The following is a 24,392-nucleotide window of genomic DNA, read 5'->3' as shown; positions in this document are numbered from 1 at the left end:
CAGCTTTAGTTGCTTTGCCGCGCGCGGGCAGCCTCGCCGTCCGTGCACGGACCTGCTTACAGGAACCGGTGGCCGAGCCACCACGCAGCCGCGGAAAGCGCTGCCGAGGCCGGAATCGTCAGAATCCAGGCCCAGACGATGTTGCCGGCCACCCCCCAACGCACCGCGCTCAACTTCTGTGTGGCGCCGACCCCGACGATCGCGCCGGTAATCGTGTGCGTGGTGGACACCGGAATGCCGAGCCACGAAGCGGTAAACAGCGTAATCGCCCCACCCGTCTCGGCGCAAAAACCGCCGACCGGCTTCAGCTTGGTGATCTTCTGACCCATCGTGCGAACGATCCGCCAGCCGCCGAACAACGTGCCGACGCCCATCGACAGATAGCAGCCGCCGATCACCCACAGCGGCGGAGCGTCCGCGATCGATGAGGCGTAACCCGTCGCGATCAGCAGCATCCAGATGATGCCGATGGTTTTCTGCGCGTCGTTACCGCCATGGCCCAGGCTGTACAAACCTGCGGAGACCAGTTGCAGACGCCGGAAACGCCGGTCGACCTTGCTCGGTGGCGTGCGGAAATAGATCCACGACACCGCCAGCATGAAGAACGAACCGAGTATGAAACCGAGCAGCGGGGAGATGAAAATGAAGGCAACCGTCTTCATCAAGCCGTCGATATTGAGCGACCCCCAGCCCGACTTGGCCAGCGCCGCGCCCACCAGGCCGCCGATCAGCGCATGCGACGAACTGGATGGAATGCCGTAATGCCAGGTGATGATGTTCCAGCCGATCGCCCCGACCAATGCACCAAAAATGACGTAGTGATCGACGATATCCGGATCGATCGTGCCCTTGCCGACCGTCTGCGCCACTTTCAGGTGGAACACAAAATACGCGATGACGTTGAAAGCCGCCGCGAAGGCCACCGCCTGTTGCGGCTTCAGTACGCCGGTCGACACGACCGTGGCGATCGAATTCGCCGCATCATGAAAGCCGTTCATGAAGTCGAAAATCAGCGCGACGGCAACCAGGCCGGCGACGACCCAGATAGCGAGTTGTATCGATTGCATTATGCGTTTTCCAGCACGATGCCTTCGATGATGTTCGCCACGTCCTCACACTTGTCGGTGATCGTTTCGAGCAATTCGTAAATCGCCTTCAGCTTGATGAGCGTCTTGACGTTGTCTTCTTCGCGGAAAAGTTTCGACATGGCCGAGCGCAGCACGCGGTCGGCTTCCGATTCCAAACGGTCGATGTCCTCGCACGCCTTCAGAATCTGGCTCGCCTGCTTCATGTCCGACAGCAGGCTGACAGCGAACTGCACGCGCTCCGAGGTGGCCGTGCAGATGTGCGCCAGCTGGCTCGCCTCGGAGGTCACAGCCTGCACGTCGTACAGAGAGATAGCAGTGGCGACGTCCTCCATCAGGTCGAGGATGTCGTCCATCGTGGTGATCAGCTTGTGGATTTCGTCGCGGTCGAGCGGCGTGATGAAAGTCTTGTGCAGCAGGTCGATCGCTTCGTGCGTGAGCTTGTCAGCGGCCTTTTCCGCCTTCTGCACATTCTGCTTATGAGTCTCGGCGTCCTGCAGGTTGTCGATCAGCAGCTCGAGTTCGCGGCTTGCCGAGACGATGCACGTTGCGTGTGCATTGAAAATTTCAAAGAACTTGCCCTCGGTGGGCATGAATCGACCGAACATTGGGATCCTGGAAATGGGTCACATTATGGCTGACATAAAACCGCCACATTGTACCGTTCCAGGATCGATGCCGCACTTTTGAAAGCGTCGTTACAACAGGCCGGACAGTTAGCCCTTTACTCGCTGTAAAAATTCTGCGCGCCGGCAAAATTATCGAACTTCGTGAATTGGCCGTGGAATGTGAGCCGAACAGGCCCGATCGGACCATTCCGCTGCTTACCAATGATGATCTCCGCAGTGCCCTTGTCCGGACTGTCCGGGTTGTACACCTCGTCGCGATAAATGAACAGAATCACGTCCGCGTCCTGTTCGATAGCGCCGGACTCCCGCAAGTCGGACATGATCGGCCGCTTGTTCGGGCGCTGCTCGAGACCACGGTTGAGCTGTGACAACGCGATCACCGGCACGTCGAGTTCCTTCGCGAGACTCTTCAGCGAACGTGAGATTTCCGAAATTTCGGTCGCGCGGTTTTCGCCCGACGACGAACCGCTCATCAGTTGCAAATAGTCGATGATGATGAGGCCAAGCTTGCCGCACTGACGCGACAGCCGACGCGCGCGCGAGCGCAATTCCATCGGATTCAAGCCGCCGGTTTCGTCGATGAAAATCTGCGCCTCGCTCATTTTCTGCACCGCGTGCGTGAGCTTCGGCCAATCCTCGTCCGTCAGACGCCCCGTGCGCATGCGGTGCTGGTCGAGCCGGCCGACCGACCCCAGCATACGCATGGTGAGTTGCGAGCCCGGCATTTCCATCGAGAACACGGCCACCGGCAAACCATACTCGACCGCCACGTATTCGCCGATGTTCATCGAAAACGCCGTTTTACCCATCGACGGGCGGCCCGCCACGATGATCAGCTCACCGCCGTGCATACCGGAGGTCATGCGATCCAGATCGACGAAGCCCGTCGGCGTACCGGTCACGTCGCTCGGATTGGCGGTGTGATACAGCGTATCGATCCGCTCGACCACCTCGGTCAGGAGCGGGCCGATTTCCAGGAAACCCTGCGTGCCACGCGCGCCGTCTTCAGCGATCGAAAACACCTTCGATTCGGCCTCGTCCAGCAACTGGCGGACTTCCTTACCTTGCGGATTAAACGCGTCGGCGGAAATCTCGTCGGCGACCGACACGAGACGGCGCAATACCGCCCGATCGCGCACGATTTCCGCATAGCGGCGGATATTGGCTGCGCTCGGCGTGTTCTGCGCCAGCGCGTTCAGGTACGCAAGACCACCGACCTCTTCCGCCTTGCCCGAGGTGCCGAGCGCCTCGTACACGGTAATCACGTCGGCCGGACGCGTCGCCGCGATCAGCTTGCCGATGTGCTCGAAGATGATACGGTGGTCGTATCGGTAAAAATCGCTTTGCGACAGGAAGTCGGCGATGCGGTCCCATGCCGCGTTGTCAAGCAGCAGGCCGCCCAGCACCGACTGCTCGGCTTCGATCGAATGCGGCGGGACTTTCAGCGACTCGATTTGGGGATCTTTGGACGGTGCGTTCATGGAGAGGAATTATCGGGGTAAATGCGCGCGGAGGGAAATCAAAAACCGATACTTCGATACATGGAAAACGAGCAATAAAAAAGGCAGGGGCCGGTCACCCGGCCCCTGCCTTTTGCCAGAAACGTCCTGGCAGATACGGCTAAATGCTTAGACGTGTTCGCCGATCACAGCGACCGTCACATCGACGAGAACGTCGGTGTGCAGCGAGATCTGAACAGCGTGCTCGCCAACCAGCTTCAGCGGGCCTTCCGGCAGACGCACTTGCGCCTTTTCCACTGCGAAGCCTTGTTTGACCAAAGCGTCAGCGATGTCGGCGTTCGTCACCGAGCCGAACAGACGACCGTCAACGCCGGCCTTCTGATTGATCTGAACCGTCGAGCCTGCCAGCTTTTCGCCTTGAGCTTGAGCGGCAGCCAGCTTTTCAGCGGCGATCTTTTCGAGTTCAGCGCGGCGAACTTCGAATTCAGCCAAAGCTTCCTTCGTTGCACGGCGAGCTTGCTTGTTCGGGATCAGGAAGTTACGTGCGTAACCGTCCTTGACCTTCACGATATCGCCCAGGTTACCCAGATTGACGACTTTTTCCAGAAGAATGATTTGCATTCGGATGCTCCTTATCGCGTCGTCGGGTTAGGCCTTGTGCTGGTCGGTGTACGGCACCAGCGCGAGGAAACGTGCGCGCTTGATTGCCGTATCCAGCTGGCGTTGATAGTGCGACTTCGTACCCGTAAGACGCGCCGGCGTGATCTTGCCGTTTTCGCCGATGAAGTCCTTCAGCGTTTCGAGGTCCTTGTAGTCGATGTGATCGACGCCAGCGGCCGTGAAACGGCAGAACTTCTTGCGCTTGAAGAGCGGATTTTGTTGCTGACGACGCTTGTCGAATTTCTTACCAGTCGGGCGGGGCATGTTCAGTCCTTTCCAATGTCCTGCAATTCTGTGATGTGAAATACCAGTGTTCTTGCGTTGCGGTGCTTTTTTGCCAGAAAGCCTGTGAAGAGCGTTTCCACGCCCATCTGACAGCCTTCGAGCTTACCGCTCGCCTCACCTGCGGCTACCGCCTGCATGGTCAGTTCGACTTGCCGGGCAATGCCGGCTTCGACGACTTCCGTGCGGTGGTGCAACGTGCAGCCTGCAATCGGAACGCCGGCGGGGGTATACCGCACCGGTTCGCGTTCGACGACGCTGGCCGTAAGTTGCAGCCGATTCATGTAACCTTTGGCGAGAGCGACGCTTTCGTCTGGTAGCTTAAATAGTGTGTCTTAAGCCTGCGCTTCGGACGGTTGCGTAGCAGCCGACTTCTTGGCTTCTTCGCGCTGCACTTCCTTCATCATCGGCGACGGGCCGGTTTCGGCCTTCTTCATCTTGACGATCAGGTGACGCAGAACCGCGTCATTGAACTTGAATGCGTGTTCCAGCTCGTCGAGCGTGGTCTGGTCGCATTCGATGTTCATGCAGACGTAGTGAGCCTTCGCGAGTTTCTCGATCATGTAGGCCAGTTGGCGACGGCCCCAGTCTTCGATACGGTGGATCTGGCCACCGTGCGAGGTGATCGTGGACTTGTAACGCTCGATCATTGCGGGCACTTGCTCGCTTTGATCCGGGTGCACGATAAATACGATTTCGTAATGACGCATATTCACTCCTTGTGGATTAAAGCCACCCGGGCGTCGGAACCGGTGTGGCAAGTGAGAAGCCCAAGAGTGTAACCCGATTAGGGCCGGGTTGCAAGATATCCCGTTAATCCGGCGCGTGAATCGGGTGTGTTTTCAAGGGTTTAGGGCTAGGCGGACCGACCGCCCTAGCCCATACACGCCCGGCAAGTTCGCCACCGGATGGCCCCCGAGAAACCCGCTCAGCCTCCCTCGGTCTGCTCGCTGCCGCCCGCCAGACGGGCTTTCAGCGCCGCTTCGAGGCCGCCGAGCGCATCCGGCGCGGCGTCGGTCACGGCCCACCAGGTCATCCCCTGCGCGTTCCAGTGCGCGAGCGAGTAACCCTCGCGGGTCTGCGTCATCGCAGCGCCAGCGGCCGCTGAGCGTGCCTCCGGAAACACGTAGACGTCGATGACGTGCTTCTGATACCGGTACACCAACACCGCCACCCGCTGATGCCCGATGTAATCCAGCCGGCCGCCTTCGAGCGGAAAACCGTTCGCCGCGAGATCCTCGACCGGTGGCGAATAATCGATCCGGCCGTTGAACCACGGCTTGACCGTGTGCCGATCAGTCGAAATGACGTCGATGTCGTGACCGGACATTTGCGCCCGCACATGGCTTTCGACCAGTTCATCGGCGAACAGGCCGGCTTGCGCGGGACGCTGCAGGTTCATCGTCACACCCACGGCCACCGCGCCGAGCGCGACCACCAGCGCGACGAGCCAACCCTGTCCGATCGTCGCGCCCGTGCCTGCGCCCCCGCCAGATAGCCCCAGCGTGCCTTGCGGACGCCACCAGCCGTTCAGCCAGGCACGCAGTCCGTTGCGCTTCGCCTTGGGCCGCGACTGAGACTCCGGCTGCTGAGTGCTCCGAGGGGTTTCAAGCGGTCCGTCGGACACGGTGTCGGCAGCCGGCAGTGCCGCAAGAATCCGCGCCCGCAGGGCATCCGGCGCGCGGTGATAAGGCTGCACGCGCAGCGACTTGCTCAGCGCGTGCAGGTTTTCGCTTTCGCGCCGGCAAGCGTCGCACGTCTCGATATGCTGCTGGATGCGTTGGGCGTCCGGCGCGGGCAATTCGTGGTCGGCGTTCGCATCGAGGAGCGGCCGCGCTTCGTTACAGTCCATCTGGCGTCTCCTGAGCTAGGCCGGCAGCACTTGCGCCGGGGTTGTTGGACGGACGGCCGTTGGCGGCTGCCCGCAGGGGTGTAACCGAAGCCGTGGGTGTCGTGCATGCGCCCGGCATCGTGGCGCGTGGCGAACCGCCTCCTCCTTGCATCTCGCCCAGAAGCGCGGCCAGCTTGCGCCTGCCACGCGCGAGCCGCGACATCACCGTGCCGATCGGCACATCGGCCACCATCGCGATCTCGCGATAACCCATTTCTTCAAGCTCCCGCAGGATCAGCACCTCGCGGTACTCCACCGGCAACTTCGCGAGCGCGTCGTGCACCAGCTTCGTATCCTCGTCGCGGATCAGGAGAGTCTGCGGATCCGCGCCACCCGTGCTCCAGCCTTCGAAGGTCGCGTCGTCCATGGTGTCGTCGAACTCGACCATTTCATGCGAGGACGCGCGCCGCCGCCACTCCGTGTACCAGGTGCGGCGCACGATCGCGAGCAGCCACGGCCGCGCCGAATCGCCACGGAAGGTGTCGAAAAAACGGAACGCGCGCATAAACGCTTCCTGCACGACGTCGTCGGCGTCGTTGGTGTTGCCGCACAACCAGCGCGCAAGGTTGTATGCGGCGTCGAGGTGCGGCAAAGCCAGCTGCTGAAAGCGGCGGCTCCTTGCTGCATCGGCGTCGGCATTGACGTGCGCGCGGGCGGCGTCGGAATCGGTTTGGACCACCTGGGCCCTCCAGGGCATTGCGGCTAGGCTGTGTGACTCGTTTTCACTCGCATTCACTCGCTCATCACGCATAACCGGTCACACGCCGAGTTTATTCCCGCCTCCCCCCTGCATTCGACTATTTAAATGCGCAGGGCTCACAGGGTTAATACGTCGGGCGATTCCAGTAATCCTCGCTGGCATACACCTCTTTCAGATAATCGATGAAGTAACGCACCTTGGCCGGCACATAACGCTGCTGCGGATAGACCGCCAGAATGTCGTAGTCGGGCAGCGCGAATTCGTCCAGCACGGTTTCCAGTTCGCCGCGCGCCAGTTGCTGCTGAATTTCCCATGTAGAGCGCCAACCGAGCCCGAGCCCTTCGGACACCCAGCGGTGCAGCAATTCGCCGTCGTTGCAGTCGAGCGTGCCACCTACCCGCACCGTCGCCAGCTTGCCGTTGCGGCGGAAATACCAGCCGCGGTTCTGGCCGCCTTGCAGGTTGAACGCGAGGCAGTTGTGCTGCGGCAGATCTTCGAGCGTTTTCGGCTTGCCGTGCTTGCGGAAATATTCCGGCGTCCCGCAGACCACGCGCCGGTTCGACGCCAGCTTCACCGCGACGAAATTCGGATCGACCGCACCGCCGATCCGGATCGACAGGTCGTAGCCCTCGCGCACCAGATCCACGACCCGATCGGTCAGATTGAACGAGACCTGCAATTCCGGCTTGTCCGCGAGAAAGACCGGCGCGAGCGGTGCGACGTGCTTGCGCCCGAACGCGGCCGGCGCCGACACGATCAGATGGCCGTTCACCGCGCGCCGCCCGGCGCTCAGTTCGTTTTCCGCCTGGTCCCATTCGGTGAGCAGACCGCGGCAGCGCTCGAGAAACGCCGCGCCGTCTTCGCTGACCACGAGGCGCCGCGTCGAGCGGTACATCAGCTTCACGCCGAGACGCTTTTCCAGCGCGTCGATGCGGCGCCCGAGAATCACCGGCGACACGCCCTCTTCCAGCGCGGCCGCCGCGAGACTGCCCGCGTCGGCGACGCGCACGAAGGTCTCGATCTGTTTGAAGCGGTCCATGTTTGTCTCCTCTCCCATGCATCGCCGCGGCCCATGCGTCGCTCCGCAGGCTGCCGCGCCATGAAACCGGCGCATTCCATACTTTTTGTTTCGAAATAAGCGACCCGGACTGATCTTATCAAACCTTTAGGTGAAGCCTACAGTTCGATCAACACCTTTTGGTTTGCACATTCCGTCAGCGAATTCGTGACCCCAGCGATTCGCCCACTTCAGACATTCAGGAGACATTCATGGCCAAGATGAGAGCCGTCGACGCAGCCGTGCTGGTGCTCGAAAAAGAAGGCATCAACACCGCTTTCGGCGTTCCGGGCGCAGCCATCAACCCGTTCTACTCGGCCATGCGCAAGGCAGGCAGCATCAGCCACGTGCTGGCGCGTCACGTCGAAGGCGCATCGCATATGGCCGAAGGCTATACGCGTGCCCAACCGGGCAACATCGGCGTGTGTATCGGCACGTCGGGCCCTGCCGGCACCGACATGATCACCGGTTTGTACTCCGCTCAGGCCGACTCGATTCCTATTCTGGCTATCACGGGCCAGGCGCCGCGCGCCCGTCTGTACAAGGAAGACTTCCAGGCCGTCGATATCGAATCGATCGCCAAGCCGGTCACCAAGTGGGCCGTCACCGTGCGCGAACCGGCACTGGTGCCGCGCGTGTTCCAGCAGGCTTTCCACCTGATGCGCTCGGGCCGTCCGGGTCCCGTGCTGGTCGACCTGCCGATCGACGTGCAACTCGCCGAAATCGAATTCGACATCGACACCTACGAGCCGCTGCCGGTCTACAAGCCGAAGGCAACACGCAAGCAGATCGAAGCCGCGCTCACGCTGCTGAACAACTCGGACAAGCCGTTGATCGTCTCGGGCGGCGGCGTGCTGAACGCAGCCGCTGAAGACCTGCTGGTCGAATTCGCCGAAACCGTCGGCGTGCCGGTGATCCCGACGCTGATGTCGTGGGGCGCGATTCCCGACGACCATCCGCTGATGGCCGGCATGGTCGGCTTGCAGACTTCGCACCGCTACGGCAACGCCACGATGCTCGCCTCCGACTTCGTGCTCGGCATCGGCAATCGTTGGGCGAACCGCCACACGGGCAGCGTCGAGGTTTATACGAAGGGCCGCAAGTTCGTGCACGTGGACATCGAGCCGACCCAGATCGGCCGCGTGTTCGGACCGGACCTCGGCATCGTGTCGGACGCGAAAGCCGCGCTCGAACTGTTCGTTGAAGTGGCTAAGGAATGGAAGGCCGCCGGCAAGCTGAAGGACCGCGGCGCATGGGTCGCCGATTGCCAGCAACGCAAGCAGACGATGCACCGCAAGACGCACTTCGACAACGTGCCGATGAAGCCGCAGCGCGTGTACGAAGAGATGAACCAGGTGTTCGGCCGCGATACGTGCTACGTGAGCACGATCGGTTTGTCGCAGATCGCCGGCGCGCAATTCCTGCACGTCTATAAGGCGCGCAACTGGATCAACTGCGGCCAGGCAGGCCCGCTCGGCTGGACGATCCCGGCGGCGCTCGGTGTGCGCGCAGCCGATCCGCAACGTCCGATCGTCGCACTCTCGGGCGACTACGACTTCCAGTTCATGATCGAAGAACTGGCAGCCGGCGCGCAATTCAAGCTGCCGTATGTGCACGTGGTGGTGAACAACTCGTACCTCGGCCTGATCCGTCAGGCACAGCGCGCGTTCGATATGGACTTCTGCGTGCAGCTCGGTTTCGAGAACATCAATTCGCCGGAAACCAACGGCTATGGCGTGGACCACGTCGCGGTTGCCGAAGGTCTGGGCTGCAAGGCGATCCGCGTGTTCAAGCCGGAAGAACTGAAGCCCGCACTGTTGAAAGCGCAATCGATGCTCTCCGAGTTCAACGTGCCGGTGATCGTCGAAGTGATCCTCGAACGTGTGACCAACATTTCGATGGGCACCGAAATCGACGCGATCAACGAGTTCGAAGAGCTCGCCGAGAAGCGCGAAGACGCGCCGACGGCAATCAGCATGCTCGACTGAGCTTGCTGATGGTTCGACCCGCGCTCAACCCGCCCTGACCGGTGCGTTGCAGCGCGCCTCGAACCGATGAGCATCACCTGAGCGCGGTGCGGCACCCCGATGCCGCCTCATGAAGTTATTTCACTGACCGACCAGCGAGACACAAGCACCATGCCGAAATTTGCAGCGAATCTCACCATGCTGTTCAACGAAGTCCCGTTCCTCGACCGCTTCGCGGCAGCAGCGGACGCGGGCTTCAACGCCGTCGAATTCCTGTTTCCGTATCCGTACCAGATTGCCGAGTTGAGCGAACGTCTGCAGCAAAACCGTTTGAAACTCGTGTTGCACAACCTCCCCGCGGGCAACTGGGAAGCGGGTGAGCGCGGTATCGCGTGCCTGCCGGATCGCGTGAGCGAGTTTCAGGAAGGCGTCGGCCGCGCGATCGAATACGCAACGGCTTTGAAAGTGCCGCAACTGAACTGCCTCGTCGGCATTCCGACGGCAGGCGTCGATGCGGACAAGGCGCGCTCGACGATCGTCGACAACCTGCGCTTCGCCGCGGGCGAGTTGAAGAAAGCCGGCATCAGGCTGCTGGTCGAGCCGTGCAATTCGTACGACATCCCGGGCTTCGCGCTGAACCGTTCGGGCGAAGGCCTCGACGTGATTCGCGCAGTGGGTTCGGACAATCTGTTCCTGCAATACGACATCTATCACATGCAGCGGATGGAAGGCGAACTCGCGGCGACCATCAAGAAGAATCTGCCGCAGATCGCGCACATCCAGCTCGCCGACAACCCGGGCCGCAACGAACCGGGCACTGGCGAAATCAACTACCCGTTCCTGTTCGACCTGCTCGATTCGCTCGGCTACGAAGGCTACGTCGGTTGCGAGTACAAGCCGCGCACGACCACCGCCGCCGGCCTCGGCTGGGTGCAAAGCGTGGCCGGGCAAACCCGCGGTGCAGCCCACGCCGCAGCCTGACCGATCCGTCGATCGCATCAGGCACACCACCCCAAACAACACTGGAGATTCAGACACATGGCAAAGATCGGTTTTATCGGCCTCGGCATCATGGGCGCGCACATGGCGCGCAACCTCATCAAGGGCGGCCACACGCTGTTCGTGAATGGCGCGTATCCGGTGCCGGAAGATCTGAGCAAGAGCGCGAGCGTGGTCGCCAATTCGACCGCCGTCGCGCAAGCTGCCGACATCGTCATCATCATGGTGCCGGACACGCCTGACGTCGCCAACGTGCTGTTCGCCGACGACGGCGTTGCCGCCGGCCTCACGCAAGGCAAGCTCGTGATCGACATGAGCTCGATCTCGCCGCTCGACACGCAGGCGTTCGCGAAGAAGATCAACGCGCTGGGCGTCGACTACCTCGATGCGCCGGTGTCCGGTGGTGAAGTCGGCGCGCGTGAAGCGTCGCTGACGATCATGGTCGGCGGCCCGGAAAAGGCTTTTGCGCTTGCCAAGCCGCTGTTCGAACTGATGGGCAAGAACATCTCGCTGATCGGCGACAACGGCGCGGGTCAAACCTGCAAGGTCGCGAACCAGATCATCGTCGCGCTGAACATCGAAGCCGTGGCCGAAGCCCTGCTGTTCGCTTCGCGCTCGGGCGCCGATCCGGAACGTGTGCGCAAGGCGCTGATGGGCGGCTTCGCTTCGTCGCGAATTCTCGAAGTGCATGGCGAGCGCATGACCAAGCGCACCTTCGATCCGGGCTTCCGCATCGAACTGCACCAGAAGGATCTGAACCTCGCCCTGGACGGCGCGCGCAAGCTCGGCATCGCCCTGCCGCATACGGCCAGCGCCCAGCAACTGTTCAGCGTGTGCGCAGCCAACGGCGGCAAGGCATGGGATCACTCGGCAATGGTGCGCGCGCTGGAAATCATGGCGAACTACGAAGTCGCGCAAGCGCCGGGTAGCGAAGCCAAGGCGGCCTGATACATCTCCTGCGAAGGCCGGTTGCACGGGTCACGCACCAGTTCAAACGCGTGACCCGCCGTATCGGAGCGAATTGCGACGGGCCAATCAGGGAGCAGGCAGCGGGCGTCAAACGCTGCACATAAAAACAACATCAAGCATGTCATATGGATTGCCGTGATGGTTGCATCGTCATCGTCATGGCAATCGCAGGTGGGGCGCCCGGTCCGTCGTGCTGTAACGGCGGCGGAACGGGCAAATCGTGCCGCTCTGGGCTGAGAGCGGCAAGTGGGGTCCGCAGCGGCACCCGGCGGCGCCGGGGAAGCCTTGGTCGGTCAGACGTCGTCGTCGGGTGTCCGGCTGTCGGATTTCAAACTTATGCGTTTTCCGCCATTCTCTCGCAGCGGCTGCATCATGCATGCCGCCTGCCGATCCCTCTCTCTGCAAGTCTCCTTGCAGGCGTGCTCGCAAGGCCGCTTGCATTTGCTTGCAACTCCGCGTCTGCGGCACGACCTTTTTTGACACATCCCTCCGCACTTTTCTCCTACACTCTTTGAGTCTGGTTGCAGGTGTATCAGCGATCACGTGTGGCTTGCCGATCATCGCAACGCATGTGCTCTGCTTCATTCGCCCGATTCGCAGCCAGTGTTCAACCCGTGAGCGGAATGTGCTTGCGCCGGTAACCCATCTTGCAAAGGATTCAGAATGAGCATCTTTGGTGACATCGTAAACAAGCTCTTCGGCAAAGCGAAGCCCGACCAGCCTGCACCTGCGGTCGAGCCGACACCGGATCCGGCAGCGGCACAAGCCGCCGCCCCCGACGCGACACCGGCGCCCGCGCCGCTGGCCGATGTCGACGTTGCTATTGTCATGGACCAGTTCGTGAGTGAGAGCGGGCAAACGTTGAACTGGCGCACGTCGATCGTCGACACGCTGAAAGCGCTCGGCGTCGATAGCAGCCTCGAGCATCGCAAGCAACTCGCCCAGGAACTGAAGTACAGCGGCGACACGAACGATTCGGCAAGCATGAACATCTGGCTGCACAAGCAGGTGATGCAAGCGCTGGCGGCGAACGGCGGGAAGTTGCCTCCGGATCTGGCGGGCTAACGGCTTGCCGGCGTCGCCCGTTTTACATTGGTGTCGGTAGCGACAACCCTTAAGCTAAAACGACAACGCGGCGCCCGGGTCGATAATCGGGGCGCCGCGTTGTCATTCAAGCTTCATGCGCGGGACACGGTTCTGACTCTGAACCCGACCACCCGCGCTAAATCAGTCAGTACGTGTCGAAAGTTTTCTGCAATGCAACCGGCCCCGTGCCGCCCGCGGCCAGTGCGAGCATCAGCAGGACCCGCGCCTTGTACGGATTCAGCGAACCCGCGCTGACGAAACCGAGCGCGTCATCAGCAGCCGCGCCATTGCGCATGACATGGCCTGAGCCCACCCGCGATGAACGCACCACCGCCACACCCTGCGAGGCCGCATCCGCCAATGCCTGTTGCATCGAGGCGTGAATCGAGCCATTGCCCGTACCCGCCACCACGATGCCGCGTACACCCGCTGCCACCAGCGCATCCACGGCGATCCGTGAGACCCCGGCATAGCTCGCAACCACCTCGACATGCGGCCACTTCGCGCCGATCACGAATTCGGTTGCAAGCGTATGCGGACGCACCACGCTGCGCTGGAACTCGACGCGGCCGTCCTGCACCCAGCCGAGCGCGCCGATCTCCGGAGACTGGAAAGCATCGACCGCATACGTGCTTGTCTTGACCACATCACGTGCGCTGTGAATCTTATTGTTGAATGCCACCAGCACGCCCTGCCCGCGCGACTGTGCGTTCGCCGCAACCGTCACGGCATTCAGCAGATTCAACGGACCGTCTGCCGACAACGCCGACGCCGGGCGCATAGCCGCGGTGAGCACGACCGGCTTATCCGACTTGATCGTCAGATGCAGCAGGTAAGCGGTTTCTTCAAGCGTATCGGTGCCATGCGTAATCACCACGCCGTCGACGTCATCGCCGGCGAGCAGCGTGTTGATGCGCTGCGCGAGCGTGCTCCACAGCGACATTTCCATGTCTTTACTGTCGACGCTGGCAATCTGCTCGGGCGCGATCCGCGCGACCGTGGACAAAGCCGGCACCACGGCCAGCAATTGATCGACGCCGACCACGCCCGCCTGGTAGCCGGACGTATTGGTGGCGTCCGCGGCCGCCCCGGCGATCGTGCCGCCCGTTGCCAACACGGCGATGCGCGGCAGTTGGGACGTTGCGCCCTGGTTGGAAGGCGTAGCGGAAGAAGAAGTCTGAGTATTCATGGCGGCGATTGTAAGCGATGTGCCGCGCGCCGCCATGCGTCAAAAAAACGGCTGCCCGTTCGCCTTGGGTGCAACGGCTTGCGCCCTCGCCTCAAACCGCTTCGCGCAATTGTGCGGCGATTTCCGCTTCGTTCAGTTGCGGCGCGAACATTTCGATCAGCCGGTATGCGTACGCGCGCAGGAACGCGCCCTTGCGCAAGCCGACCCGCGTGGTGCTTGCCTCGAACAGATGCTGCGTATCCAGCGCGACCAGTTCCGTATCGCGCTTCGGATCGTAGGCCATGGCCGCGACCACGCCGATGCCCATGCCGAGTTCGACGTAAGTCTTGATCACGTCGGCATCGATGGCGGTCAGCACGACGTCCGGCAACGCACCCGCTTTCGCAAACGCCTGGTCGATATGCGAGCGGCCCGTGAAGTCCTGGTCATACGTGACGATCGGGAATTCGGCGATCTCATCGAGCGTCAGGTTTTCGCGGCCCACCAACGGGTGATCCTTCGGCACCACCACGATGTGATGCCACGAATAGCACGGGAACGTGACGATATCCGGGAAACGGTCGAGCGCCTCGGTCGAAATGCCGATGTCCGCTTCGCCGTTGATGATCATCTGGGCGATCTGTTGCGGGCTGCCCTGGCGCAACGCCAGATGCACCTTCGGGAACACCTCGGTGAATTGACGAATCACCTTCGGCAGCGCATAACGCGCCTGCGTGTGGGTGGTCGCCACGACGAGGTGGCCACTGTCCTGATCGGCATACTGGCGCGCGACGCGGCGCAGATTCTCCGCATCGAGCAGCATCCGCTCGATCAACTGATGCACCGCCTTGCCCGGCTCGGTGAGGCCCGTGAGGCGTTTGCCGCGCCGGATGAAGATATCCACGCCGAGTTCGTCTTCCAGATCCTTGATCTGTTTCGATACGCCCGACTGCGATGTGTACAACACGTTCGCGACTTCGGTCAGATTCATGTTCTGACGGACGGCCTCGCGCACAAAGCGCAATTGCTGAAAATTCATCTGTATGTCTCCGGTTGAGCCAGAGTTGAGTTATTAGAGTTTGATTGAAACGCCGAGTGTTGTTGTGCTGCCAGCAGTACCGCTTATTGCGCCGGAAATACGCGCAACGCGCGCGGCACGGCGGTCACGCCGTCGCCGATCGCCAGTTGCAGATCGCGCCACGATTCGCGATCGAGTTCCGCCTCGAGCAGGTTGCCTTCGCGACCCGCCAGTTCCACCCGCACCGAGCCGCCGAGCGTCACCACGCGCCGCACGTCGACCACGATGCCTTCGCGATGGCCGGACGCTTGCGGGTACAACTGCAGATCGTGCGGCCGCACATACGCGAATGCCGGCCCGCTGAAATCGGCTTTGATCGCGACCGGCAACGCCGCGCCGTCGACCACGAAGCCACTCGCATCCACGTTGCCATGTAGACGGTTCGCCGCGCCGAGAAACTCGTAGACGAACGAGGTTTGCGGATGGTCGTACACGTCCTGCGGACTGCCCACCTGCTCCACGTGCCCACGATTCAGCACGACAATCCGGTCGGCCACTTCGAGCGCTTCTTCCTGATCGTGCGTGACGAAAATCGTCGAGATATGCAGATCGTCATGCAGACGACGCAGCCAGCTACGCAACTCCTTGCGCACCTTGGCATCCAGCGCGCCGAACGGTTCGTCGAGCAGCAAGACTTTCGGTTCGACCGCCAGCGCGCGCGCCAACGCAATCCGCTGCCGCTGACCGCCAGATAATTCCGACGGATACCGTTGCGCGAGCCAGTCGAGTTGCACGAGCTTCAGCAGTTCATGCACCTTCTCGCGAATCACCGCTTCCGAAGGCCGCTCCTTACGGGGCTTCACACGCAAGCCGAACGCGACGTTCTCGAACACCGTCATATGACGGAACAGCGCGTAATGCTGGAACACAAAGCCGACTTCGCGTTCGCGGGCGCCGACCGTCGCAACGTCCTGGCCTTGCAGCACGACCTGGCCGCCGTCCGCGTATTCGAGACCGGCAATCACCCGCAGCAAGGTGGTCTTGCCACAACCCGAAGGCCCGAGCAGCGCAACCAGTTCGCCCGGCGGGAAGTCGAGCGAAACGTTATCGAGCGCGACGAAATCGCCGAAGCGCTTCTGCAGGTTACGAACGGTGATACCCATTACAGCTCTCCTTGCTTGAGCGGGTGCTTGACTACATTGTTCGGCGAACGGGCCGCCTTGACGGACGGTGCAGCGGCGCCCGGCGCGAGCGGCCCGGCATGGGCCGGCACGTCGCGCGCGGCGGACAGTTCCGCCGACATGTGGCGCTCGGCGAGCAGTTTCAGGCCGAGCGTCACGAGCGCCAGCAAGGCCAGCACCGATGCCACGGCGAACGCGGCCGAGAAGTTGTATTCGTTATAGAGAATTTCGACGTGCAAGGGCATCGTGTCGGTCTGACCGCGAATGTGGCCGGACACCACCGACACCGCGCCGAATTCGCCCATCGCCCGCGCATTACACAGAATCACGCCGTACAGCAGACCCCATTTGACGTTCGGCAGCGTGACCCGGCGGAAGATCTGCCATCCGGACGCGCCGAGCACGTGCGCGGCCTCTTCTTCGTCGTTGCCTTGCGCCTGCATCAGCGGAATCAGTTCACGCGCGACGAACGGGAACGTGACGAAAATCGTTGCCAGCACGATGCCCGGCACCGCGAAGATGATCTGCACGTTGTGGTCCTGCAACCACGGCCCGAACCAGCCCTGCGCGCCGAACATCAGCACGTAGATCAAACCGGAAATCACCGGCGAGACCGAGAACGGCAGATCGATCAACGTGGTCAGCAAGGCCTTGCCGCGAAACTCGAACTTGGCGATACACCAGGACGCGGCGAGGCCGAACACGAGATTCAGCGGCACCGCGATCGCGGCCGTAATCACGGTGAGCTTGATGGCCGACAACGCATCGGGATCGGCCAGGGATTCCAGATAGAAACCAAGGCCCTTGTTCAGGGCCTGATAGAACACCGCGACGAGCGGCACGACCAGGAACAGCGCCAGAAACAGCAGCGCGACGCCGGTCAGAATCCAGCGCACGACAGGCGATTCGGTGACCGGATCGGGCCGGCGCGCGACATTAAGCGGCGCGCGCGGCGCCACGGCAACAACCGCGGCATCCGCGTCATTCACGGAGTTGCGGCTCATTGCACACCTCCGCCAAGCGCCACGCTCGCGGCAGCAGGTGCCGGACCTGCGCCGCCACGGCTGGTGCGACGCTGCAAATACCATTGCAAGGTGTTGATGAGCAGCAGCATCAGGAACGACACCACCAGCATGACCACGGCCAGCGCAGTCGCGCCGGCGTAGTCGTATTGTTCGAGCTTGGTAATGATCAGCAGCGACGTGATTTCCGATTTCATCGGCACATTACCGGCGATGAAAATCACCGAACCGTATTCGCCGAGCGCCCGCGCGAATGCCAGCGCGAAACCCGTCAGCAAGGCTGGGAACACGGCCGGCAGCACGACGCGGCGAAACGTCAGCCAGCGCGAGGCGCCGAGGCAGGCAGCCGCTTCTTCCTGCTCGCGTTCGAACTCTTCGAGCACCGGCTGCACGGTCCGCACGACGAACGGCAAACCGATGAAGGTCAGCGCGACCAGCACACCGGCCGGCGTGAAAGCGATCTTGATGCCGAGCGGTTCGAGAAACTGGCCGATCCAGCCGTTGCCCGCGTACACCGCCGCGAGCGAAATGCCGGCCACGGAGGTCGGCAATGCAAACGGCAGATCGACCACCGCATCGACGATGCGCTTGAACGGGAACGTATAGCGCACCAGCACCCACGCGACCAGAAAACCGAACACCGCGTTGATCAGCGCGCCGCCGAGGGCCGAGAAAAACGTCAGGCGATACGACGCGAGCACGCGCGGCGACGTGACCGCGCGCACGAACTGAGGCCAGTCGAGCGTCGCGGTCTTGAGAAAGGTCGCCGCAAGCGGAATCAGCACCACGAGGCTCAGATAAGCCACCGTGATGCCGAGTGTCAGGCCAAAACCGGGCAACGCGCTCGGTTTTCGGAAGGTCAACGTCGTCATGCTCAGTACTCTTTCAGGGTTGAAACCGGCGGCTCTTTTCGGCCGCCTGGCTGGCCAGAAAGCGCGCCTTGCGGGCGCGCTTTCTGGCGAGGTGTCACTACGCGTTCAACCGCGCATGTCGTTGTGCCGGGTGCCCCTTACTGCGGCGAGTAAATCGAATCGAACACACCGCCGTCGGCAAAGTGCGTCTTCTGCGCATTGGCCCAACCGCCGAACGAATCGTCCACCGTGTACAGCTTCAGCTTCGGAAACTTCGAGGTCAGCTCGGCCGGCACCTTGCTCGAACGCGGACGGTAGAAGTTCTTCGCCGCGATTTCCTGACCCTGCTCGCTGTACAGGAAGTTCAGATACGCTTCGGCCAGCTTGCGCGTGCCGTGCTTGTCGACCACCTTGTCCACCACCGCAACCGGCGGCTCGGCCAGAATGCTCACCGACGGCACGACGATCTCGAACTTGTCCGGACCGAATTCCTTCAGCGAGAGGAAGGCTTCGTTTTCCCACGCGATCAGCACGTCGCCGATGCCGCGTTGCACGAAGCTGGTGGTCGCGCCACGCGCGCCCGAATCCAGCACACCGGCATTCTTATAGAGCTTGCCGACGAATTCCTTCGCTTTCTGGTCGTTGCCGCCCGGCTGATGTTCGGCATAGGCCCATGCAGCCAGATAGTTCCAGCGCGCGCCGCCCGAAGTCTTCGGATTCGGCGTGACGATCGACACGCCCGGCTTGATCAGATCGTCCCAATCCTTGATGTGCTTCGGGTTGCCCTTGCGCACCAGAAACACGATCGTCGACGTGTACGGCGACGCGTTGTCCGGCAGGCGCTTTTGCCAGCCCTTGTCGATCAACCCCTTGTTGGCCAGCGCGTCGATGTCGTAGGCGAGCGCCAGCGTCACCACATCCGCCTGCAAACCGTCCAGCACCGAACGCGCCTGCGCACCCGAGCCGCCGTGCGACTGCTTGAAGGTGATCGTCTCGCCCGTTTTCGCCTTCCACTCTTTGCCGAATGCCTGGTTGACATCCTGGTACAACTCGCGTGTCGGGTCGTACGACACGTTCAGCAGCGTCGTGTCAGCTGCATGCGCCTGCGTCACGACGCCGGCCGCGGTCATCGTGCCGACTGCGCCGAAAGCGAGCGCCGCAATCAATTTTCTGGTCTTGCCTGCCAGCCCCGTGCCTTGATGGTTCATGCCAACTTTCTCCGCGTGGTGGTCCGCTGAAACAGCGTGTGGTGTTGTTTTGCGTCGCGGTCACGTGCACATGAGCCCCAACTCGAAGGGCAGTCTATCGAAGAGCTTTCATCATTAAAAATAATGTTTCTTCATTCTTTAATACGCAAAAGTGGTAACGACGGCCGGATAAGGCGTTGCGGCACGAAAACGGGTGTTGTGGCGTCCGTTTGCGGCGCTGGAGCGGCACCCCAAGGCACGAACTTAAAGTAAAGCTTGAATTGCGCGGAATACTGTATAAAAATACAGGCACCTGTTCATACATACAGTGGCGCCATGACCAAACTTACCGCACGTCAGCAGCAGGTTTTCGATTTGATCCGCCGGGCTATCGAACGCACCGGCTTCCCGCCCACACGGGCGGAAATCGCCGCCGAGCTGGGTTTCAGCTCGGCCAACTCGGCAGAAGAACATTTACGGGCGCTGGCTCGCAAGGGCGTGATCGAACTGGCGGCCGGCGCATCGCGGGGCATTCGCCTGCTTGGGGGCGCCGAAGATTCGCCGTACCAGTTCACGCTGCCGCACGCCAGCATCATGCAACTGTCGCTGCCGCTGATCGGCCGCGTTGCGGCGGGTAGCCCGATCCTCGCGCAGGAACATATCTCGCAGCATTACGCGTGCGACCCGGCACTGTTCTCGAGCAAGCCGGACTACCTGCTGAAAGTACGCGGGCTGTCCATGCGCGACGCGGGTATCTTCGACGGCGACCTGCTCGCGGTACAGAAGAAAAGCGAAGCTAAAGACGGCCAGATCATCATCGCGCGCCTTGGCGACGACGTGACGGTCAAGCGCCTGAAGCGCCGGCCGAACGGTATCGAGCTGATCGCCGAGAACCCCGATTACGACAACATCTTCGTTGAAACCGGCAGCGCGGAATTTGCGCTCGAGGGTATCGCCGTCGGCCTGATCCGCCCGGGTGAGTTCTAAGCCCTGCGCGTGCGCCAACCCAAAGCTGCCCCAACGTTGAATCGCCTGGAGAGACTCATGGAACGCCTTGCCCGCCTGCTGCCTTTTCGCCAGTTCGGTCGTCTGCGCCATCTGCGCAAGCTGGTGCCCTGTTCGCTAATCGATGCGTCCCCGGCCGGCACTCCATCGCTATCGCTGTTCGACGCACCGGGCGGAGAAGCAGGTTTGCCGTCCTCGTTGCCGGCTTTTGCGCGCGTGTCACTGAATTCCGGGCTGAATACGGCTGAACCCGCGCGCCGTGCGCCGGTGCGCGTCTATCATGGGCCGTCGCGGCTGATCATGGTCGGCACGGTAGACGCCGTGTGCCGCATGATCGATCGTTGCATTGCCGACGAAGCTAACGTGCACGGCGCGGTGTTCGAGGCATAAGCTGCACGGCGGGTGGGCTGCAACCGGCTGCCTCCATGCATCGCATGGGATCGTTTTTACGTGGCCGCGGTCCACGTTAGATGACACCTGATAGAGAGTCCCGCTCGATGGCAGTTTCAACTCGCACCAAACGTAGCGCCACCCGGCCGCTGATCGTCACTTTGATTGTGATTGTGGTGATCGCCGCATTAGGGTTCGGATATGCGTCGCCCTACATAGCTCTAAATAATCTCAAGCGCGCGGCGGACGCACGTGATGCGCAAACCGTCAATCAATACGTCGATTTTCCCGCGTTGCGCGAGAGCCTGAAACAGCAGGTCACCGGCCTGCTCACGCGCAGGCTCGACGGGCATGGCAGCGGTAATCCGTTCGCAGCGATTGGCGCCATGATCGGCGTGGCCTTGATCGGTCCACTGGTCGACGCTTATGCGACACCCGACGGCGTGGCGGCCTTGCTGAACGGCATGCCGCCGCGCGGTAACCCGGGCGAACGGCCGCCGGTTCCTCCTGCCGCGTCTGGGTCTGCACCGGAACCAGCCCCGCCTGTTGCGGGTAGTACGGGCAACGACGCGGCCAACAGCACAACCAACGGCCCAACCCATAGCGAGAACAACGCGACGCCACCGCAACCGCCGCAAACCACGGCGGGCTATCGCGGCCTCAACGAGTTCGTCGTCACATATCAGCATGGTGCCGGCGATGCGCGTTACTCGGCAATCTTGCAACGCGAAGGTTTATTCACCTGGAAGCTGGCTGCGGTCGATCTGAACGAGTGATCGTCCGGAGGGCGCATCCGGCGAACGTAACCGGGCCGAACGAATCACAATCTGGCTGATGCGCTCGCCCTGAACAAGCGAGCGCTCGGCTCAAATGACCCGTTTGCCCCGCTCAGCCAGATTCACCGGCCCTACGCCGTAATCCCGCCCTGCTTCAGGCCGCCTCTGCTTGCTGCTGCTCCTGCGCGGAAGAGCACGCTACCAGAATGCTGCACGAGATCCGATCGAGCAGCGGCGTATTGCCCGCGCCCATCCACCATCGTGACAGACCGGTTCGGCAACGATGGCCGACCACCACGAGATCGACATGCAGTTCGTTGGCGAGGTTGGCGATCTCGTCGATCGGATGGCCAAACGCAAAATGCCCTTGCGCGGCCACGCCGCGTTCGGTGAGCCAGTCCACGCCTTCCTGCAGAATGTCGCGGGCCGTTTTCTCGAAACTGCCGCAGGCCACATCGGTCAGCAGGCCGGCGCTTTGCGCAATGCTCGAGCGCATGTCGACCACCGACAGCAAGTGCGTTTCCGCTTTCAGATCCAACGCCAGGTCGGCGCCGCAACGTAACGCTTTGCGGCCTTCGCGCGAGCCGTCGTAGCACAACAGGATTTTTCGGTAGCTCGCCATGATTTATCTCCCATCCCGCGAGGAACGCGGTCTGAATGAATCATGGTGCGCCGCAATTCAGGTTGCAAGGGATGGAAAACGCTAAGTGCGCCCTAAACCGGTGCGTGCTGGATTCGGGCCCGATCCGGGGCGCTCGCGACCCTATGCGGCAGCGCAAGAAACACCATCGGGCCCATTCTGCGGCCGCCAACACCTCGCTGCCGATGCCATAGAATGGGCGGCCTTACCGGCTATTTGCCTCTTTTCCCGGAGCCTTGATCGATCCATGTCTGAAGCCGCCATTAAGTTCCACCAGGTCAAAAAAAGCTACGGCGAAAAGAGGGTCGTCGACGGACTGTCGTTTCATGTCAACAGAGGCGAATGTTTCGGCCTGCTGGGCCCGAACGGCGCGGGCAAGACCACCACGTTGCGCATGCTGCTCGGCATTGCCACACCGGACGCCGGCACGATTCGCCTGTGCGGCGAGCCGATTCCCGGCCGTGCGCGGATCGCGCGAGCGCGTGTTGGGGTCGTCCCACAGTTCGACAATCTCGATCCCGATTTCACGGTCCGCGAAAATCTGCTGGTATTTGGCCGTTACTTCGGTTTGAGCGCCGCGCAATGTCGCGCGATGGTGCCGTCGCTGCTTGAATTCGCGCGCCTCGAGAGCAAGGCGGATGCCCGCGTGAGCGAACTGTCGGGCGGCATGAAGCGGCGCCTCACGCTGGCGCGCGCGCTCGTCAACGATCCCGACGTGCTGATCATGGATGAGCCGACCACCGGCCTCGATCCGCAGGCGCGCCATCTGATCTGGGAACGGTTGCGTTCGCTGCTGGTACGCGGCAAGACCATCCTGCTGACCACGCACTTCATGGAAGAAGCCGAACGGCTGTGTCATCGCCTGTGCGTGATCGAGGAAGGACGCAAGATCGCCGAAGGCGCGCCGCGCGAGCTGATCGCATCCGAGATCGGCTGTGATGTGATCGAAATCTTCGGCCCCGATCCGGTGGCGTTGCGCGAAGAGCTGGCGCCGTTGGTGGAGCGCACCGAGATCAGTGGCGAGACGCTCTTCTGCTATGTGAACGACCCTCAGCCCGTGCATGCCCGCCTCAAGCAACGTGCCGATCTGCGCTATCTGCATCGTCCGGCGAATCTGGAAGATGTATTCCTGCGGCTGACCGGACGCGAGATGCAGGATTGACGCGCAGCTTGACGCCAGACGGCACCGGCCCGGCTCGCAACCTTCTACCGCTATAACGACACGGCAAGAGACACGCAATGGACGCACGCACTTACGAACCGCACGGCGAGACGCCGCCAGAACAGGACACCTTCGCCGCTTTCCCGGCCAACGCGGTCAACTGGATTGCGGTATGGCGGCGCAACTATCTGGTCTGGAAGAAGCTCGCGATTGCCTCGATGTTCGGCAATCTTGCCGACCCGATGATCTATCTGTTCGGCCTGGGTTTCGGGCTTGGACTGATGGTCGGCCATGTCGACGGCGTGTCGTATATCGCATTTCTCGCCGCGGGCACGGTCGCGTCGAGCGTGATGATGTCGGCCAGTTTCGAGTCGATGTATTCGGGTTTTTCGCGCATGCACGTACAGCGCACGTGGGAGGCGATCATGCATACGCCGCTGACGCTGGGCGACATCGTGCTTGGCGAGGTGGTGTGGGCGGGCAGCAAGTCGATGCTATCGGGCGCGGCGATCATGCTGGTCGCCGGGGCGTTGGGATACGCGAATTTTCCGTCGATGTTGCTGGCGTTGCCGGTGATTGTGCTGACGGGGTTGGCATTCGCGAGTATCGCGATGGTGGTGACGGCGCTTGCTCCGTCGTATGACTTTTTTATGTTTTATCAGACGTTGGTGTTGACGCCGATGTTGCTGTTGTCCGGGGTGTTTTTTCCTGCTTCGCAGTTGCCTGCCGCGGCGCGGGTTGTGACTGAGGTTTTGCCCCTGGCGCATGCTGTTGATCTGATTCGGCCGGCTATGCTGGGGCGGCCGGTTGAGGGGGTGGTGTTGCATGTTGCCGTGCTGGCGGCTTATGCGGTGGGTGGGTTTGTTGTTTCGGCGGTTTTGTTTCGGCGCAGGATGATGAAATAAGGGGGTGGGGTTTTGCCTGCTCGGCGGTTCTTGGTGTTTTTTTGGCTTTGCCATGCTGGGGGTTCGTGGTCTGTTCTGTTTGGTGGTCCTTTGGCCTTTCCTTGCTTTGTTAGTGGTCTATTGGCGTTGCCCCTGTGCGGGGCGGCACTTACTTTCTTTGCCGCCGCAAAGAAAGATAAGCTGTATTGAACTAGACTAAATCTGACAGTGGTTGGTTTCTCGTGCTGTTTGCGCTGGCGCGAAGGGCGTAGCCCGGAGCGCCAGCGCAAACAGCGAACCGCAAGGAGTCCGCCATGACTCAG

The 24,392-nt window shown here is 61.8% G+C and carries 26 protein-coding genes; 9 read left to right on the top strand and 17 right to left on the bottom strand.

The window, feature by feature from the left end; translation table 11 throughout:
- Positions 1-56 precede the first annotated feature (56 nt).
- The 10 genes from AC57B6_RS07850 to AC57B6_RS07805 form a co-directional block, all read right to left on the bottom strand.
- Positions 57-1,067, bottom strand: coding sequence for an inorganic phosphate transporter (locus AC57B6_RS07850; RefSeq protein WP_028196678.1), 1,011 nt, complete (start codon positions 1,065-1,067; stop codon positions 57-59).
- Entirely contained in the window at positions 1,067-1,693 is a 627-nt protein-coding gene (locus AC57B6_RS07845) for a DUF47 domain-containing protein (RefSeq protein ID WP_028196679.1), read from the bottom strand. The genes AC57B6_RS07850 and AC57B6_RS07845 overlap by 1 nt, the downstream gene beginning before the upstream one ends.
- Positions 1,694-1,809: 116 nt before the next feature.
- On the bottom strand, positions 1,810-3,195 hold the full coding sequence (locus tag AC57B6_RS07840; protein ID WP_028196680.1) for a replicative DNA helicase: 1,386 nt from the start codon (positions 3,193-3,195) through the stop codon (positions 1,810-1,812).
- Between the two features lie 147 nt (positions 3,196-3,342).
- On the bottom strand, positions 3,343-3,795 hold the full coding sequence (gene rplI, locus AC57B6_RS07835) for a 50S ribosomal protein L9 (protein WP_028196681.1): 453 nt from the start codon (positions 3,793-3,795) through the stop codon (positions 3,343-3,345).
- Positions 3,796-3,822: 27 nt separating this feature from the next.
- Positions 3,823-4,098, bottom strand: a complete 276-nt coding sequence (gene rpsR, locus AC57B6_RS07830) for a 30S ribosomal protein S18 (protein WP_007182109.1) — start codon at positions 4,096-4,098, stop codon at positions 3,823-3,825.
- Between the two features lie 2 nt (positions 4,099-4,100).
- On the bottom strand, positions 4,101-4,400 hold the full coding sequence (gene priB / locus AC57B6_RS07825) for a primosomal replication protein N (protein ID WP_028196682.1): 300 nt from the start codon (positions 4,398-4,400) through the stop codon (positions 4,101-4,103).
- A 51-nt stretch (positions 4,401-4,451) separates the two neighbouring features.
- Complete coding sequence (gene rpsF, locus AC57B6_RS07820; RefSeq protein WP_006048823.1) at positions 4,452-4,826, bottom strand: 30S ribosomal protein S6; 375 nt, start codon at positions 4,824-4,826, stop codon at positions 4,452-4,454.
- 218 nt (positions 4,827-5,044) lie between these two features.
- On the bottom strand, positions 5,045-5,968 hold the full coding sequence (locus tag AC57B6_RS07815) for an anti-sigma factor family protein (RefSeq protein WP_496420941.1): 924 nt from the start codon (positions 5,966-5,968) through the stop codon (positions 5,045-5,047).
- A complete protein-coding gene (locus AC57B6_RS07810; protein WP_046569066.1) occupies positions 5,958-6,686 on the bottom strand; it encodes an RNA polymerase sigma factor in 729 nt (242 codons plus the stop codon). The genes AC57B6_RS07815 and AC57B6_RS07810 overlap by 11 nt, the downstream gene beginning before the upstream one ends.
- A 145-nt stretch (positions 6,687-6,831) precedes the next feature.
- A complete protein-coding gene (locus tag AC57B6_RS07805) occupies positions 6,832-7,746 on the bottom strand; it encodes a LysR family transcriptional regulator (protein WP_028196685.1) in 915 nt (304 codons plus the stop codon).
- 230 nt (positions 7,747-7,976) lie between these two features.
- Between AC57B6_RS07805 and gcl the strand changes: the two genes are divergently transcribed.
- From gcl to AC57B6_RS07785, 4 genes are all read left to right on the top strand, one after another.
- Positions 7,977-9,752, top strand: a complete 1,776-nt coding sequence (gene gcl / locus AC57B6_RS07800) for a glyoxylate carboligase (RefSeq protein WP_028196686.1) — start codon at positions 7,977-7,979, stop codon at positions 9,750-9,752.
- Between the two features lie 150 nt (positions 9,753-9,902).
- The gene (gene hyi, locus AC57B6_RS07795) at positions 9,903-10,712 is read left to right on the top strand and encodes a hydroxypyruvate isomerase (RefSeq protein ID WP_028196687.1); all 810 of its coding nucleotides are present in this window, start codon (positions 9,903-9,905) and stop codon (positions 10,710-10,712) included.
- Positions 10,713-10,769: 57 nt separating this feature from the next.
- Positions 10,770-11,678: a 2-hydroxy-3-oxopropionate reductase gene (locus AC57B6_RS07790; RefSeq protein ID WP_028196688.1), complete on the top strand. Its 909-nt coding sequence runs from the start codon at positions 10,770-10,772 to the stop codon at positions 11,676-11,678.
- A gap of 684 nt (positions 11,679-12,362) precedes the next feature.
- The gene (locus AC57B6_RS07785) at positions 12,363-12,764 is read left to right on the top strand and encodes a DUF3597 domain-containing protein (RefSeq protein WP_281665097.1); all 402 of its coding nucleotides are present in this window, start codon (positions 12,363-12,365) and stop codon (positions 12,762-12,764) included.
- 166 nt (positions 12,765-12,930) lie between these two features.
- Here AC57B6_RS07785 and AC57B6_RS07780 read toward each other — a convergent pair whose 3' ends face one another.
- The 6 genes from AC57B6_RS07780 to AC57B6_RS07755 form a co-directional block, all read right to left on the bottom strand.
- Positions 12,931-13,974 carry an asparaginase gene (locus tag AC57B6_RS07780; RefSeq protein ID WP_496420940.1) on the bottom strand — a complete coding sequence of 348 codons (1,044 nt, stop codon included), beginning with the start codon at positions 13,972-13,974 and terminating at the stop codon, positions 12,931-12,933.
- 91 nt (positions 13,975-14,065) lie between these two features.
- Complete coding sequence (locus AC57B6_RS07775) at positions 14,066-14,992, bottom strand: CysB family HTH-type transcriptional regulator (RefSeq protein ID WP_028196691.1); 927 nt, start codon at positions 14,990-14,992, stop codon at positions 14,066-14,068.
- An 83-nt stretch (positions 14,993-15,075) separates the two neighbouring features.
- Complete coding sequence (locus tag AC57B6_RS07770) at positions 15,076-16,134, bottom strand: sulfate/molybdate ABC transporter ATP-binding protein (RefSeq protein WP_028196692.1); 1,059 nt, start codon at positions 16,132-16,134, stop codon at positions 15,076-15,078.
- Positions 16,134-17,156 carry a sulfate ABC transporter permease subunit CysW gene (gene cysW / locus AC57B6_RS07765; RefSeq protein ID WP_496420939.1) on the bottom strand — a complete coding sequence of 341 codons (1,023 nt, stop codon included), beginning with the start codon at positions 17,154-17,156 and terminating at the stop codon, positions 16,134-16,136. The genes AC57B6_RS07770 and cysW overlap by 1 nt, the downstream gene beginning before the upstream one ends.
- Entirely contained in the window at positions 17,153-18,046 is an 894-nt protein-coding gene (gene cysT / locus AC57B6_RS07760) for a sulfate ABC transporter permease subunit CysT (protein WP_028196694.1), read from the bottom strand. Before cysT ends, cysW begins: the two co-directional genes overlap by 4 nt.
- A gap of 137 nt (positions 18,047-18,183) precedes the next feature.
- Complete coding sequence (locus tag AC57B6_RS07755; protein ID WP_030103073.1) at positions 18,184-19,233, bottom strand: sulfate ABC transporter substrate-binding protein; 1,050 nt, start codon at positions 19,231-19,233, stop codon at positions 18,184-18,186.
- Positions 19,234-19,548: 315 nt separating this feature from the next.
- On the opposite strand from AC57B6_RS07755, the gene lexA reads away from it, so the two are divergent.
- The 3 genes from lexA (at position 19,549) to AC57B6_RS07740 (ending at position 21,383) form a co-directional block, all read left to right on the top strand.
- Positions 19,549-20,199, top strand: coding sequence for a transcriptional repressor LexA (gene lexA, locus AC57B6_RS07750; protein ID WP_028196696.1), 651 nt, complete (start codon positions 19,549-19,551; stop codon positions 20,197-20,199).
- A 57-nt stretch (positions 20,200-20,256) separates the two neighbouring features.
- Complete coding sequence (locus AC57B6_RS07745; RefSeq protein ID WP_028196697.1) at positions 20,257-20,607, top strand: hypothetical protein; 351 nt, start codon at positions 20,257-20,259, stop codon at positions 20,605-20,607.
- Between the two features lie 107 nt (positions 20,608-20,714).
- Positions 20,715-21,383 carry a DUF2939 domain-containing protein gene (locus AC57B6_RS07740; protein ID WP_106351972.1) on the top strand — a complete coding sequence of 223 codons (669 nt, stop codon included), beginning with the start codon at positions 20,715-20,717 and terminating at the stop codon, positions 21,381-21,383.
- A gap of 154 nt (positions 21,384-21,537) precedes the next feature.
- Here AC57B6_RS07740 and AC57B6_RS07735 read toward each other — a convergent pair whose 3' ends face one another.
- On the bottom strand, positions 21,538-22,005 hold the full coding sequence (locus tag AC57B6_RS07735) for a universal stress protein (protein WP_025496734.1): 468 nt from the start codon (positions 22,003-22,005) through the stop codon (positions 21,538-21,540).
- Between the two features lie 265 nt (positions 22,006-22,270).
- Between AC57B6_RS07735 and nodI the strand changes: the two genes are divergently transcribed.
- Both nodI and AC57B6_RS07725 read left to right on the top strand, forming a co-directional pair.
- A complete protein-coding gene (gene nodI, locus AC57B6_RS07730) occupies positions 22,271-23,185 on the top strand; it encodes a nodulation factor ABC transporter ATP-binding protein NodI (protein WP_496420938.1) in 915 nt (304 codons plus the stop codon).
- A 77-nt stretch (positions 23,186-23,262) separates the two neighbouring features.
- Positions 23,263-24,090 carry an ABC transporter permease gene (locus tag AC57B6_RS07725; RefSeq protein WP_281665094.1) on the top strand — a complete coding sequence of 276 codons (828 nt, stop codon included), beginning with the start codon at positions 23,263-23,265 and terminating at the stop codon, positions 24,088-24,090.
- Positions 24,091-24,392 lie beyond the last annotated feature (302 nt).

The sequence above is a fragment of the Paraburkholderia sp. BGA-UO-ETr-F12 genome (assembly GCF_059567945.1).
This window is presented reverse-complemented; position numbering and strand designations above follow the sequence as displayed.